Annotated in this window: 10 protein-coding genes; 6 read left to right on the top strand and 4 right to left on the bottom strand. The window is 36.6% G+C overall.

Annotated elements, in window-relative coordinates:
- Window positions 1-95 precede the first annotated feature (95 nt).
- From KF816_16755 to KF816_16735, 5 genes are all read left to right on the top strand, one after another.
- The gene (locus tag KF816_16755) at window positions 96-1691 is read left to right on the top strand and encodes a right-handed parallel beta-helix repeat-containing protein (protein ID MBX3009676.1); all 1596 of its coding nucleotides are present in this window, start codon (window positions 96-98) and stop codon (window positions 1689-1691) included.
- A gap of 123 nt (window positions 1692-1814) precedes the next feature.
- Window positions 1815-3470 carry a T9SS type A sorting domain-containing protein gene (locus KF816_16750; GenBank protein ID MBX3009675.1) on the top strand — a complete coding sequence of 552 codons (1656 nt, stop codon included), beginning with the start codon at window positions 1815-1817 and terminating at the stop codon, window positions 3468-3470.
- 31 nt (window positions 3471-3501) lie between these two features.
- Entirely contained in the window at window positions 3502-6807 is a 3306-nt protein-coding gene (locus tag KF816_16745; GenBank protein MBX3009674.1) for a TonB-dependent receptor, read from the top strand.
- A gap of 31 nt (window positions 6808-6838) precedes the next feature.
- Window positions 6839-9085 (top strand): hypothetical protein, encoded by a 2247-nt coding sequence (locus tag KF816_16740; GenBank protein ID MBX3009673.1) that lies wholly within the window; start codon window positions 6839-6841, stop codon window positions 9083-9085.
- 19 nt (window positions 9086-9104) lie between these two features.
- Complete coding sequence (locus KF816_16735) at window positions 9105-10115, top strand: PorV/PorQ family protein (GenBank protein ID MBX3009672.1); 1011 nt, start codon at window positions 9105-9107, stop codon at window positions 10113-10115.
- A gap of 212 nt (window positions 10116-10327) precedes the next feature.
- On the opposite strand, the gene KF816_16730 is transcribed toward KF816_16735, so the two are convergent.
- The 3 genes from KF816_16730 to KF816_16720 form a co-directional block, all read right to left on the bottom strand.
- Window positions 10328-10741 (bottom strand): DUF1801 domain-containing protein, encoded by a 414-nt coding sequence (locus KF816_16730; protein ID MBX3009671.1) that lies wholly within the window; start codon window positions 10739-10741, stop codon window positions 10328-10330.
- 256 nt (window positions 10742-10997) lie between these two features.
- Entirely contained in the window at window positions 10998-11666 is a 669-nt protein-coding gene (locus KF816_16725; protein ID MBX3009670.1) for a phosphoribosylanthranilate isomerase, read from the bottom strand.
- Between the two features lie 18 nt (window positions 11667-11684).
- Entirely contained in the window at window positions 11685-12878 is a 1194-nt protein-coding gene (locus KF816_16720) for a M24 family metallopeptidase (GenBank protein ID MBX3009669.1), read from the bottom strand.
- Between the two features lie 456 nt (window positions 12879-13334).
- Between KF816_16720 and KF816_16715 the strand changes: the two genes are divergently transcribed.
- Window positions 13335-14180, top strand: coding sequence for a hypothetical protein (locus KF816_16715; GenBank protein MBX3009668.1), 846 nt, complete (start codon window positions 13335-13337; stop codon window positions 14178-14180).
- Here KF816_16715 and KF816_16710 read toward each other — a convergent pair.
- Entirely contained in the window at window positions 14177-14977 is an 801-nt protein-coding gene (locus KF816_16710) for a HAMP domain-containing histidine kinase (protein MBX3009667.1), read from the bottom strand. The two genes, KF816_16715 and KF816_16710, sit on opposite strands and share 4 nt — an antisense overlap.
- Window positions 14978-14986 lie beyond the last annotated feature (9 nt).

Below are 14986 nucleotides of genomic sequence, written 5' to 3'. Positions count from 1 at the left end.
AGAAGAACCGGCTATTTCTGCTTGAATTCCGCATTAAAATTCTAATTACTCATCCGGCAACTCAATAAAAAATTCTTAAAGTTGAAGAGGAATTAATGAAACGATTTTCCATAAATATTTATACATCCTATTCAAGTAGAACACTAATCACCATTCTATTTGCGTTGCTGATTCTGACCAATTCCACAGTATTCTCAAAATCATATTTTATTTCATCAACGGGCTCTGACGCAAATGATGGCACCATAAATTCACCGTTTCTAACCATTTCTTTTGCAATTACAAAAGCTGTTGCGGGGGATACCTTATTTATCCGTGGCGGTACTTATAAATTAAATACAACAATAAGAATTCAAAAATCGGGAACAGCAGACGCAAGACTATATTTATTTGGTTATCAAAATGAAAGAGCGTTATTAGATTTTTCATCAATGGCGTTTAGTAGTAGTAATCGAGGGATTAATCTTTCTGCGAATTATTGGCACATTAAGGGGTTGGATATTAAAGGTGCCGGCGATAACGGAATGATTATCAGCGGCGGATCAAATAATATAATTGAATTTTGTTCCTTCTTTGAAAATAGAGATACCGGATTACAATTAGCCTCAGGCGCTTCAAATAACAATATTATCAATTGCGATTCCTATTTTAATGCCGATCCAAACCATGGTAATGCTGACGGCTTTGCCCCAAAATTGGACGTTGGTACAAATAATTATTTTTATGGGTGCCGAGCCTGGCAGAATAGTGATGATGGTTGGGATGGTTACATGAGAGGAGCTAATGATGTCTCTACAATAATTGAAAATAGCTGGTGCTTTAGTAATGGATATTTAAAAAGTGGGAGTCCAAGTAGCGGTAATGGCAATGGATTTAAAATGGGGGGCAGTGATGATAAAATGCTGATGCATAATATGACATTGAAAAACTGTCTTGCATTCGATAATCGAGTTAAGGGATACGATCAAAATAATAATCGTGGTTCAATGATTATTCATAATTCTTCTGCATATAGAAATGGAACAAACTTCTCAATTATGTTAGCTCCCAATACTGGTAAAGTAGTTTCTATTATTAATAACGCGGTTATTGGGTTTGGTGTTGCGCTAGGAACATTCGCAGAGCAAAAAACAAATTCATGGATGATGGTTCCTGCTGTAACAGAGAGTGATTTTGAGAGTATTGATACTACAGGTGTGCGCGGACCAAGAAAACCTGATGGCAGTTTACCTGATCTAAAATTTTTAAAATTATCAGCCGGTTCACGATTAATTGATGCGGGAACAGATGTCGGTTTGCCATTTACTGGTCAAGCGCCCGATCTTGGCGCTTTTGAATATCAAGCACCAACAAATATTATTGAAAAAGAAAAATTGCCTACAGGTTTTTCACTACTTCAGAATTATCCAAATCCATTTAATCCGGAAACAACAATCAGTTATGAGCTCTCATCGGTTAGCAATGTTACACTAAAAATATTTGATATTGTTGGCAATGAAATTGCAACCCTTGTAAACTCAACGCAGCAGGCAGGAATTTATTATGTCAAATTCTCAATTAATAGTTCGGGGTCACATTCCACTTTAACCCGCCAATTGCGGGCAAACTCTTCACTCTCTTCCGCCGTTTATTTTTACAAATTACAAGTCGATAACCATACGTTAGTTAAGAAAATGATTTTGATGAAATAATAGCAATATTGAATTATTTAGGCCCAAATTCATAAGACTCCGAGGTTTATACTTGACAAAAAGGTATCATATTCCATAAATTAAGTTAGCGTTTAAGTTAAGCATAATTAGTTTGGGAGATATTTGCGAAGAATAAATAAAACTATAATTCTATTATTATTAATAGTTATTAATGATTCGATCACCACTGCACAGCAATTGGCATTTCCTGGTGCCGAAGGTTTTGGAAAATTTACAACTGGTGGTAGAGGCGGTAAAGTTTATGAAGTAACAACTTTAGATGATCATAATAATCCCGGAAGTTTTAGATACGCGGTAAACCAAACTGGTGCACGGACAATTGTTTTCAAAGTTTCAGGTACGATATTTCTGAAATCCAGTTTGAATATTTCGAGAGGAGATTTAACCATTGCCGGACAAACAGCTCCAGGTGATGGTATTTGTATTGCCGGTAATACGGTGCAAGTTAGTGCCGATAATATTATTATAAGATATCTTCGATTTAGATTAGGTGATTTATACAAAGTTGAAAGTGATGCTATCTGGGGAAGAAACAGAAAAAATATTATAATTGATCATTGTTCAATGAGTTGGTCTGTTGATGAAGCCGCATCATTTTACGGCAATCAAAACTTTACAATGCAATGGTGCATTATTAGCGAAAGCTTATATAAGTCGGTTCACTCAAAAGGGAATCATGGTTATGGTGGAATTTGGGGAGGAATCAACGCAACATTTCATCACAATTTATTAGCCCATCATTCAAGCAGAAACCCACGATTTGCCGGCGGCGAAACAACAACATGCGTTAATACAGATTTTAGAAATAATGTAATTTATAATTGGGGCGATAATAGCGCATATGGCGGGGAAAAAGGTAAAATCAATATTGTGGCAAATTACTATAAGTCTGGTCCCGCAACTTCATCATCAAGTGGTAAACTTTATAGAATTGTTGAACCATACGATACAGCGGCAAGATTTTACATAGATGGTAATTTTGTTGAGGGATTTCCAAATGTAACTGCAAATAATTGGGTCGGTGGAGTTCAGGGAAGCAGAGCCGCATATATTACGGAGAAAAAAATGTCACAACCATTTCCGTATGAACCAATTGGAATTGAGACAGCGGAGGAAGCATTTCAATCAGTTTTAAATAAAGCGGGAGCCAATTTTCCTAAAAGAGATTCTATCGATGAAAGAATTTTAGAAGAAACGAGAACCGGAACAGCTCGGTATGGGGCAACATATAGAAACGGGGGCAAAGGAATTATAGATTCACAAATAGAAGTTGGAGGATGGCCTATTTTAAATTCATCCGCAGCTGCACTAGATGCTGATGTTGATGGAATGCCCGATTACTATGAAATCTCCAAAAGTCTTAATCCCAATGATCCTGAGGATGGAAAAATTGTTACTGAGAGTGGTTATACAAATCTTGAATTATATCTTAATGGATTAATTGATGGAACAGTTACCACAATCGTGGAGGAAAATCTTGTTCCTCAAAACTTTACATTGTTTCAAAATTATCCCAATCCATTTAATCCGGAAACAACAATCAGTTATCAATTATCAGTAGCAAGTCATGTCGATCTAAAAGTATTTGATATTTTAGGTAGAACAATAACAACACTTGTAAATACAATTCAGCAGTCGGGTAATTATAAGATAAAGTTTTCATTAGATCATTACGTTACAACATCCAGCGGTGTTTATTTTTACACGTTAAAAACGGGATCGTATATTCAAACAAAAAAAATGATTCTTATAAAGTAGTCTCATAAAAATAATATTAATGGGAGAAGAGATGCATCGAAATAACTTTATTATGAAAATATCAAGCATCTTGATGTTATTGCTCCTTCTATCTGCAAGTGGAATTACCAACGCGCAAGTTAGAAGCAGATTAATGGGAACAGTAAAAGATTCACAAACAGGTGAAGCATTGCTCGGGGCGAATGTTGTTCTAAGGGATACTTATCTTGGTGCCGCAACCGATTTCGATGGGAAATTTATTATTATAAATGTACCAGTAGGAACATATACTCTGCAGGTTTCAATGATTGGATACGCGACTCAGATAATTCCCGATGTGGTTGTATCTGCCGATAGAGTAACAAATTTAAAGATTGATTTGCAGTCATCAATGATTCAAGGACAGGAGATAGTTGTTACCGCGCAAAAAGATGAGTTGCATAAAGAAGTATCAAATACTCAAATGGTTGTATCATCTGAACAGCTGAAAGATGCATCGGGAGTTCGACAGATTAACGCATTCCTACAGAAAATGCCGGGTATTTCAGAGAGTAATGGATTCTTAACCATTAGAGGGGGATCCTCAGATCAAACCGGCGCAATGATAAATGGGCTTTCATATAATAATGCCGCTGTTGGAAATGCCGAAACATCAATTCCAATGAGCGCGATTGATCAAGTTTCTTTACTCTCAGGTGGATATAATGCCGAGTATGGAAACTTCAGATCCGGATTAATTAATATTACTACAAAAAGTGGTTCTAAAGAGGGATACAAAGGAACATTTAGTTTACAGAGAAACAATACACACATGAAAAGATTTGGTGATTCATTTTATGATCCCTATAATGATGCATTGAATGCCTACCTCGATCCTAATATTGCTTTTGTTGGTCCGGCTACAGTTTGGGCAAACGATCCATATATGCAGGCACAGCATCCTCAATCTGCATCTTTTCAAGGTTGGATTACGATGGCGAAAAATTATAATACTGGCAAGACTCCCGAAAATCAAGCGAGTGCAATGGATTTATTTTTACTTGCCCATTGGATGCATATGGCAATACCGGATTATGACGCTTTGGCAAGACTTCCCGCAGATTTAAAACAACAAATTGGTTATTACGATGTACCGGCAGATCAGAAAGCCGCATTTGCCGCTCATCATATGGTTGAAGAAAATTACGATTGGAATTTTGATGGCGGATTTGGCGGACCGATTCCATTTATCGGAAAAGCTCTCGGTGATGCTACTTTTTATATTTCCAATAATTCAGCCGAACAACATTATGTAATGCCCTTCGAATTGAAGAGTCAGAAAACTTACACAACTTTGGGAACTATAAAAGCAACGCCTTTTGAAGGGACTTCAGTAACATATAACACATTGTGGAAAAGACAGATTGGTCTTAGTCCTATAAGGCCTGCATTTGGAGATGCTCCAAATGCTGCAAATGCCGGGGGCTTTATGCCGATCAATAATGTTAGAAATATGTATCGTGCCTCAGAAGGTTCTTCTGGACCAGGATATTATTGGTATGATCCTCCATTCTATCCAATTCTTTCACAAACAACATTGATGAATGGTATTTCCGTAAATCAATTGTTGAGCAAGAGAACATATTTAGAATTTACTCTCAGTTATCTAAGTATTAAAAATAATTCTAATGTAGGAGATAACAGAGACAACACAGTAATTACACGGTTTGGTCCATTCCCTGTTACAGAGATGCCTTATGGAAAATTACAATTCGCATCTTCAAATACAGTTGATGGTTACAAATATCCCGGTTATGATGCACTACCCGGAGTTCCACGAAGATTTAGAAGCAAAGAAGGGGATTTATATGATAACTCTCATGTAAGTCAATTTGGTGCAAAATTAGAAATTGCCTCTCAAGTAGATGATAATAACTATGTGAAAGGTGGAATTGAATATAACTACATTGATATCAACCATAAGCTTTGGCAAAAGTGGAATCAATCGGGTCCTTATAATACTTATGAATTTAATTACCACCGCTGGCCGAGCCAAACCGGATTATATATACAAGATCAGATAAACTATAATCAGATAGTTGCGAACATTGGGTTGCGTGCAGATTATTATTATGGCGGTGGCGGAAGATGGCCATCAGATCCATACAGTAAAGCGTATCTTCCAATAGATACAATTGGTACCTGGTTGTTCGATTACTTAGCTGCGGGTAATTCGTATATATGGGATGTTTGGAATAGATATGAAGCGGCTAATCCTGGTTTTTTACAACCAGTAAAAAATTATTGGACTATTAGTCCGCGCCTCGGAATATCATTCCCGGTTACCGTTAATTCTAAATTTTATTTTAATTATGGTCACTTCAGATCCAATCCTCCCTACTACACAATGTATCAATTCAGATATCGTTACACTAAAAATGGTATTTACGACATGTCCAATCCTAATCTCGAGCCGCCAAGAACAATACAGTATGAGTTGGGAATTGCATACAACTTTATTGACAGCTATATATTATCTATATCCGGATATTCAAAGGATGTAACGGGACAGGCCGGAGATGCTGATTATGTTAGCGCATCCGGAGGAATTAGTTACAGCGGGCAATTGAATAATCAATATCAGGATATTCAAGGACTCGAAATTAATCTTGCCAAAAACGATAACAGCTGGATATCAGGTTGGTTGAATTTTGAATATATGCTCAAGAAAACCGGTTATACAGGTATTAGAACAATTAGAGAAATTGCGGTTGATGTTGAACAAGATCAGTATCAAGGACAGGAAACAAAAGCCCTCCCGATACCTTCATTTAATGCAAACATTACATTCAGACTTCCGGAAACAACCGGTCCAGAAGTTTTTGGAGAATATCCTCTCGGCGGCTGGTCAATGTCTATCTTTGCCACATGGAGAGCAGGCGATTATGTTAGTCAAAATACTTGGAATCCACTCGGGCTTCAACACGTGGGAGATTTACCACGCTGGCCTACATATTATATGATTGATCTGAAATTAACTAAAGCCGTTAAAATTGCCGGAGTTACTACTTCATTTTACCTCGATATAAATAATCTATTTAATATAAAGGTTAGTCAAATCCATACTGATTATCCTTATACCGAAGGACTTGGCGGATCCGACTTCCAAAATTATATGGCGTCATTAAAACTTCCCATTTACAATTCTTCTGCGTATGATAGATTAAGAGAGCAGAATCCAGGACAATACATTGGTGGCAACGATAAAATTGGTGATTTGAGATCGGATGATAAACCATACATCAACAATCCCAATAATTCATTCTGGCTCTTTTCACAACCGCGCGATATTTGGTTTGGTATGCGGGTAGAATTTTAATTCATATAAAAATTTAATTGCGGAGAAATAAATGTATATCATAAAAACAAGATTAATAAGCACAACAATTGAAAGATTGTTACTGCTCTTGCTTATTATATTATTCATTATTCCCACAAGTATGGTTCATTCTCAAAATATCGCAAGAATGAAAATGGGGAAAATGTGGATTGGTGTTACAGATAACGGAAGCAGTGGAAGTAATTTCGCCGCACCCAGTTTTTTCCCGAATGATTATGATTTAACTATAATGAGAGGACAATACAGACAAGCGAATGTAGGCGCGGGTTTTTCGATCGCAACAAGGTATTTTTTCAATTCATTTGAAACGGATCCGCTAAGGCAAAATGATACTATTGCTGTATTCGATTTGATTGATCAAACATATTTTCCGAATGGAAGAAAAGTTGAAGTTCCGATGACCAGCTTTGTGAGATATCCTTATACCGCACAGAATATTGTGGGGTCAAAGAATACTTATGATGTTTATGATGCGAAGACGCGGCTGGATCCTACAAAATTTTCCGGCGGAACTTATGATCATATTGTTGAGGTGACCAACAGATATATTTATGACATTACAGTTAAAAGAAAAATTATGGCGTGGGGTCAAAATTATAATGATAATTATATGATTTATGATTTTGAATTTACTAATCAGCATAAAGATTCCACCTATAAAGATGTTTATATACTAATGACCTCAAATATGATAAACACAATTTTTTCGGATGGAAGAAATCCAGCTCCCTCAAATAACGAAGCATTTAATCCCTCCCTTACCTGGCAACATTATCATGGAGGAAGACCTGCAGATACATTATTAACTTTTGCAGGAGGTAAAGTACCGGGTAAACTTAGAGTGTTTTATGAATACAGCGCGGATGACCCTAACCGTCCGGGAGATCAAATGGGAGCTCCTGCAATTAACCAGGGGGGAAGATTAACCGGCAATAAAATGCACTTCGTTTCAATTCTACATGCATCTAAGAACGCCTATGCAAACTCAGCCGAAGATGTTGATGATTTTCTTCAACCAAGAATTACATATATCGGCAACGATACAAAGATGCCCTATTCTCCATCAGAAGATGAATTTGGCGGAAATGGCGGTTCAACATTTTGGGCAATTAGAGGAGAGTTTTCAAAACTATATCCAATTAAAGGTAATGCTTTTCCAAATACACTTCATGGATTAAATAATGATGAGTTGGGGGTAGCTGATTTTTCCCAATATCCCAGCGGTATTTCACAAGGTAATCAATCATTGATGCATATCGTTTTTGGTCCCTATAAAGAATTAAAGCCGGGACAAAAAATAAGAATTGTATATGCTTCGGGATTTGCCGGTATTAGTTTGGAAAAGGCGAATGAAGTTGGGAAAAAAGCATTAAGAAAAACATTAAAGGAAGAACCGCAGAATATGCCAAATCCGGTTACGGGATGGCTTCCTACTAATTTTGTATTTCCAACCAATGATGAATATGAAATAAGAAAAAATAGATGGCTAAGTTCCGGAATAGATTCTGTAATGCTTTCTGCATACAGAGCAAAATGGAATTTTGATAACAACTACAAAATACCACAAGCTCCCCCGCCACCAATTGATTTAAAAGTTGCGGCATATCCGGATGGAACTGAATTAACATGGTCCTGCCCGGATGCCGAAAAGATGCCAAACTTTGCCGGTTATAGAATTATGCGTAAAGTATCAAATGTAGATACAGTTTATTATGAACCGGTTTATGATTCGGATGCTAACGATAAAGCCGCAGTTCATTTTTATAAAGATAAAAGTTTAGTTCCGCAGGCAAGTTATTATTATTACGTTCAATCGAAAGCTCGAATAAATCAAAATGATTTAACTGCCGATCCAACAACTCGTGGTAAAATAATTTACAGTAGTAGATTACTCGTCCCGAATATTTATTATGTAAGTCCACCATTTAAACCGCAAGATGATTTAACAAGAGTTAGAATTGTACCTAATCCATATAACATTAATGATCCGCTCGTTAATGACGCGTCGGCTTATGGCTCGAGTAACGGCAGATTATTATTTTTTGTGAATCTTCCGACTGAATGCACTATTAAAATATTTACAGAGAATGGCGATTTAATCAAAACGATTGATCATAATAAAGTTACAAATGATGGATCAGAAAAATGGGATCTGATTACCGATAGCCAGCAAGTTATAAGCAGCGGGGTTTACATTGCGGTGTTTCAAAAACCAAGCGGCGAGCACTCTTATCAGAAATTTATAATTGTTCGCTAATATTAAGGAGAACTTTGAAATGAAAACTATAAAAATATTTGTAACCGCCGCGGTTCTTCTTTTTTGTGTGAACATTATTAATGCACAGGTTGGCATTAATAAACTCGCTCAGAGTACAATGAATTTTCAACTGGTGAGTGTATCACCAAAAGCCAGCGCAATGGGGGAAGCCTATTTTGCGGTTGGGAATAATTCGGATGCAATATTTTATAATCCAGCGGGAATTGCTGGAAGCAAAACCCCGTTTGATGTTACTTTTAATTACACTCAGTGGATTGCCGATATTAAATATTTAGCAGGCGCGGTTACCTATAATCTTGAAGAATTAGGAACAGTGGGCATTAGTTTGCTGAGTGTTGATTATGGAAATATTATTGGAACACGATTGGCGCATCCATCGCAATTGTCATCCTATCCCGATGGATATATTGAAACCGGGTTGATAGATAATGTTGGCGCTTATTCGTTTGGTATTTCTTATGCGCGACAAATTAGTACACAGTTTTCGATTGGGGGAAACATTCGGTATGCAGGACAAAATTTAGGTAGCAATTCATTTTATGATGGTTCATCCAGAGAGAATAATGCCGCTAAATTTGTGTTTGATGCCGGTGTACTTTACAATACCGATTACAAAGATTTCCGCTTTGGAATGGCGATTAGAAATTTCGCTTCTAATCTTAAGAGAGAAGCTGTTGATGAACAACTTCCATTAACTTTTACACTTGGTGCCGCAATTGATCTGCTCCAATTTATTACTGATTCGAAAGAGGACGCGCTTACATTTGCGGTAGATTTTCTCCATTCAAACTCATATTCGGAAAGAATGAATATTGGCGCCGAGTACCGTTTTCTTGGTGTGGTAGCTTTGAGAGCGGGATATCAAACAAATAGGGATATCGCTTCCTGGTCAATGGGAGCGGGTGTTAATACATCGCTTTCCGGCTATAATGTTGAGGTCAATTATTCATTTTCTAAAATGGATGTTTTTGATAATGTAAACCGGTTGGCGGTTAACTTCGCGTTTTAGATGATAGCATAGTGGCTGTCGAGGAATGGTCCTCGACAGCCTTGTGAACGTCTCCGCCGTCAAGAACCACTTCTTGACGGGATATCTCTTGGTGTCGCCAAGAACCACTTCTTGACGGAAGACCTCTCGGACGCCAAGAACCACTTCTTGGCGGAAGAATGATTTGTCAAGGATTGGTCCTTAACAGCCAAGTTAGATTGGGAGAAATTAAATTAGCCTTTTGCCATCTTCGAATAGAAAGCGTTAGTAAATATTTCCTCGAGAATTTTTAAATCAACATCCTCAAGCTTATTGATATAAAGACACGATTTCCCGGTTTTATACTTTCCCAATTTTTTCATTAACCCGGCATTCTTTTCAAATCCGCACATTGTATATAGTGTAATATTATTTTTACGGGGAGAAAATCCGATTGGAAACCAGTCTAGCTCTCTGCCACTCTCATATTTGTAGCGATAGGAACCATACCCGATAATTGCGTCTCCCCACATTTTAGGTTTTGCCTTAGATATCTTTTTCAAAAGATTGTTTATAGTCAAGCACTCCTTTTGCTTTTGTTGATCTGGGATGGATTTTAAAAATTCGGTAACCGATTTATTGTTCTGTTTTGTTTTTAACTCGGCCATATCATTTTCTTTCTGGTTTATTGCTGATCGTGTTAATTAAATTATGATCATAATCATTAATCGCTGTCAAGGAGCGGTCTTCGACGGCAAGGATACGCTTCGAAGATCATAAACAGATTAAGCCGTCAAGAACCATTTCTTGACGGTACATCTCTTGGTCGCCAAGAACTTTTTCTTTGCGATAGCATACTTAACTGTCAAGGATTGGTCCTTGACAGCCGGTAGCTGATGCTAAGATCACAAACATATTCAGTCGTCAAGAACCATTTCTTGACGCCACATGAATAGCATTCATAAACTTTTCAACTTTACTTTCATCCAAAAGGCCGTTTGTTCTTAATCCCGAACAAACATCAACTCCGAAAGGATGTACTGCTTCAACTGCTTCTACAATGTTATCGGGATTTAAGCCACCGGCAAGAAAAACTGGAATTGAAACAGACTCCACAATTTTTCGGCTAAGTTTCCAATTATGAACCTTCCCTGTTCCACCAAGTTCTTTTACTTTTAGATTTGGATTGCCGCTGTCGAGTAGTATTGCATCAACAAATTGTGAAATAGAAATTGCCTGTTCAACCGAATCTTCATCAATTACATGAATAACTTGAACAATCTTCACTGCTGGCAAATTAGAACGAATCTGCGAATATGCCTCCGGCTTAACTTCATCCACAAGTTGAATTGTAGTTGTATTTACTTTTTTATGATGTGAAATAATTTTATCTGGTTCAGTTTCACAAGTCAATAAAAATGTAGCGATTGGAGGAGGAGCGAACTTTGCAATCTTTGCTATTAAATTATCATCTATTACACCGGGACCGCTCGGCATATTTCCAACCAGACCAATTGCGTCTACTCCATTTTTTATTGCAAGTTTAGCTTCTTCGATGCTGGAGATACAGCAAATTTTTACACGCGTTCTCATAATTAATCGCAATCATAATTACGGTTTTATTAAATAAATTTCCTTTTGTCTATTCGAAAGCCACTCAACACCATCTTTTGTAACTAAAACCATTTCTTCAATTGTAGCAATACCATAATCTTTAATTGTTAAACGGGGCTCGATTGTAAAAACATTATTCTCTTCTAATTCAAGATAGGGAAGATTATTATAACGCTCCCATTTAGGCGCCATCAAAGCTCCGCCGTCGTGTGTTGCTCTTCCAACCTGATGCCCGAGACCGTGGGGAAATTCATCGTACCCACAAATTTGAATATAGTTTCTCGCAACCTGATCAATTTCCCATCCTTGTTTTCCCGGTTTCATTTCATTTGCGGAACGGGTGATTGATTCAACAATAACATCAAAACCTTTTTGAACTTCTATAGGAGCTTTATCTTCGTGGGGATGCAAAACATACCAGGTCCGCTGAAGGTCGGCGCAATAACCATTATGCTTAACGCCAAAATCCATATTGATTACATGTCCGCATTCAACCTTTCTATCGGTAGGGCCCGAATGCGCTCCCGCTGTATTGGGTCCGGTAAATACTGCCGGGCAATGTTCAACCTCCCATGATGGTTCCAATCCTCTTTTCTCACAGATATCTAAAACAAAATTTGCGATATCCTTTTCGGAAAGACCCGGTTTAATAAACTTTGTAACTTCATCAAAAATTTTGAGTGTATCTTCAATTGCTTTTTTTGTATTTGATATTTCAGTATGCGATTTTCTTCCTCTCAAAGCCGCAACAATTTCTTCCGAAGAAATAAATGAGTTTGCATATTTTGTCTCTTTTAAATGATCCATTAATTCGAGGTACAAACCGTAGGTCATTCCATCGGCCAAACTCGAATTACGGGAAAAGTTGATTGCTATTTTATTTGGTTTAATAGAATCGAGGACTTTTACTAATTCATCCTTAATATTTTTTAAGTATGGATGAATATTTTTATAAGTGCCAACAGCTTTCATGTTTTCCAATTCAAGTGAACCTAATACCGCATGAGTTTCACCACTTTTTGTTATTATGAATGCGGTTTGCCAGGTGGCGTTAGTTCCAACAATCATATCAAGCATTGGATCTTTTATATTTCCCGTTTCTCTTACATAAGTCATCCACATATCAATATTTTTCTCATTTAGAATTTTTACCGCCTGTTCAATTTTCTCCAATATCATATCTTTTGACATCTGCTGCCTCCATCTAAAAAAGTTATTTGTAAAATTTTTAGAGCTGGTTAATTAATTTATTACCTGCCCACGTATTTTTTAAGTATTTCGGGATTATCCGTCGATTCAATAATTTCGCCGCAATTGGAACATTTAAAACTTACCCGCACCGGTTTGGCGCTAATACCAATCCAATATAAAATCCAGCCAAAACTGGAATACTCGGATTGATGCTGAATGTGCTTATTAGATTTGTCGAACCCGCACGAGCATTTTTCTTTAAAATAATTATCCAGCAGTACCTCGGTTTTTTCAATAAACTTGTTTGAAAAAATAGTGTTATATGTTTAAAAATGATATAGATGAATTGGTTATTAACTTCAATACTTAACTTGCCGGTATCTTAAAATTCAGTAAAAGTAAATTCAGCCGAAAGTCTTATAAGAAAGTAAGTTATATTTGCACTATTAAAAAAGGATGAAATTGAAAAGCGAAGAAATAAAAATTGCCATATTAGATCTTTATAATAATGAAGAGAACCAGGGCATAAGATGCATAAAAGACATTATTAATGAGATAGATTGCTTGTATCCTTCACTATCGGTTAACTATGAATTATTCGACACTCGTTATAAAAATGAGATACCAAATTTAGATTATAATATTTTTATCTCCTCTGGTGGACCGGGAAGTCCGTTTGAGGGGGAAAACACTCCTTGGGAAAAAAACTATTTCTCACTTCTAGATTCTATCTGGAATTTTAATGAAGGCAATGAAGAAAAGAAGCACTTATTTTTTATATGCCATTCATTTCAGTTGATGGCCCGCTTCTTTGAATTTGGGGAAGTTGTTAGGAGAAATTCTAAATCATTTGGTGTTATGCCGGTTCATAAAACAGAATTGGCAAAAGATGAAATAATATTAAAAAATTTACCCGAACCTTTTTATGCGGCCGATTTTAGAGAATGGCAGGTCGTTCAGCCTAATCAATCTAAAATTGATGAGCTTAACGCTAAAATATTGTGCATCGAAAAATTTAGACCCCATGTGGAACTTGAAAGAGCAATTATGGCAGTGCGCATTTCTGATGAGATTGTTGGCACCCAATTTCATCCCGAAGCTGATCCGGCAAGTATGTATTTTCATTTTAGAAAACCAGATAGGAAAGAACATGTGATCAGCAAATATGGTGAACAAAAGTATTATGATATGCTTGCACTACTCGAGGAGGAAAACGCGATTAAGCTAACCCGAAAAACAGTAATTCCAAATTTTATTAAAAACGCTATTATAAAACTGAGGCCGGCAGTGAAAAGTCATTAGTTCTGTTGAGCACTAAACGTGGGGAGTGTAAAAGAAAAAGTAGTTCCTTCTTCAAATTTACTTGTTACACTTATTTCTCCGTTGTTTTTTTCAACCATTTCCTTGCAGATCATTAATCCCAGTCCAGAGCCCTTCTCATCATGTGTGCCATAAGTTGAATGGCGAATATCATTCCGAAAAAGTTTTGCTAAATCATCTTCTTTAATCCCAACCCCTGTATCGTTAACGGAAATCTTAATCATGTTATTCTCAACTACTCCATCAAATATAATTTCTCCATTATCTTTTGAAAATTTAATAGCGTTGGATAAAAGATTCTGAATTACTGAGAACATCATATCTTCATCTGCAAAAGCTATACAAGTTTCGGGAACGTTGTTGATAATTTTTACTTTTTTAATCTCGGCAATATCAATGAATAACTTTATAACCTGATTAATCTTGTATCTTAAATTTAACTTGCCGGGATGAAATGGAAATTTGCCCGATTCCATGCGTGACCACTGCAAAAGATTTTCGAGCAGTGTAAATAAATTATTTGCCGCTTCATTTATCTTTTGGGCAAAAAGTTTAATCTCTTCTTTGGGGAGTTCGTCAATATCTTCAACGAGAAACTCAGAAAAATTTAATAGTGAATTGAAGGGGCTTCTTAAATCGTGGGCAATAATTGAAATTAATCGGTCTTTATTAGCATTTAATTTATGCAGTTCATCCTGCGATTCTTTCAATTGCCTGTTTAACTCTTGTTGTTCGGCGACAAGCAGCCTTAGTTTTTCCTCGGTATTGTTTTCTTTCAAAATAGAATT

It is taken from the genome of Melioribacteraceae bacterium, from assembly GCA_019638015.1.
In the GTDB taxonomy this organism is placed as follows: domain Bacteria; phylum Bacteroidota; class Ignavibacteria; order Ignavibacteriales; family Melioribacteraceae; genus JAHBUP01.
This window is presented reverse-complemented; position numbering and strand designations above follow the sequence as displayed.